Origin of the sequence: Pseudomonas sp. SWRI111, from assembly GCF_014268555.1 — a bacterium.
Taxonomy (GTDB): domain Bacteria; phylum Pseudomonadota; class Gammaproteobacteria; order Pseudomonadales; family Pseudomonadaceae; genus Aquipseudomonas; species Aquipseudomonas hamedanensis.
The window spans coordinates 1-264 of record NZ_JABWQQ010000119.1 but is presented as its reverse complement, the minus strand read 5'-3'; the positions used below and the strand labels follow the sequence as shown (position 1 = coordinate 264).

The 264-nt window shown below is 36.0% G+C and carries 1 pseudogene; it reads right to left on the bottom strand.

Annotation, left to right across the window (positions count from 1 at the left end):
• A pseudogene (locus HU755_RS27170) lies at window positions 1–264 on the bottom strand (hypothetical protein); the annotation flags it as partial.

The window sequence follows — 264 nt, the reverse complement described above, 5'->3', positions numbered from 1 at the left end:
ATCTAAAAGAAAATGGGGAAGGAACATTAATAGAACTACGATAGACAATACTATTTTGACATAAGCTCCTTCAAATTTTTCAATAAACGCTTGAGAAGGGGATTTCTCACTTTGTGCGGATTGAATTAATGTAACAATCTTTTGGAATAGCGATTCGTCTGCATGCTTTGTCAGTGTCACGGTGATGGAGCCACTTATATTTACAGTTCCTGCAAATACCTCATCATTTATTTCCTTCGTTAGTGGTATGGATTCACCTGTAAT